The organism is Spirosoma jeollabukense, from assembly GCF_054777855.1.
On the sequence record NZ_BAAHAD010000129.1, the window covers coordinates 1 to 507 of the forward strand.

Annotated in this window: 1 protein-coding gene; it reads left to right on the forward strand. The window is 64.9% G+C overall.

All coding sequences use genetic code 11. The annotated features are described in order from the left end of the window. Positions 1 to 507 (forward strand): CpaF family protein (locus ACYVEA_RS34905; RefSeq protein ID WP_461117948.1); only part of this gene is annotated, 507 nt, incomplete at both ends.

Below are 507 nucleotides of genomic sequence, written 5' to 3' on the forward strand. Positions count from 1 at the left end.
TGAGCGCGTGATCACCGTCGAGGACACTGCCGAACTGTCGCTCAACCACCCGCACGTGGTGCGTCTGGAAAGCCGTATCGGCGGCGCCGAAGGCCATGGTGCGGTGAGCATCCGCGACCTGGTGCGCAACAGCCTGCGCATGCGCCCGGACCGCATCGTGGTCGGCGAAGTCCGTGGCGCCGAGGTGCTGGAAATGCTGCAGGCGATGAACACCGGCCACGACGGCTCGATGGCGACCATCCATGCCAATTCACCGCGTGATTGCCTGTACCGCATCGAGATGCTGGCAGGTTTCGCCGGCTTCCAGGGCAGCGAGGACAGCCTTCGCCGCCAGATTGCCAGTGCGATCGACTTCATCGTGCAGATCTCGCGACTGGGCAGCGGCCGCCGCGTGCTGGTCTCGATCACGGAAATCACCGGCGTCAGCGACAACCTGATCACGACCCAGGAGATGTTCCGGCACGAACTGCAGATCGACGCAAACGGCCGGGAGATCGACCGCTGGGT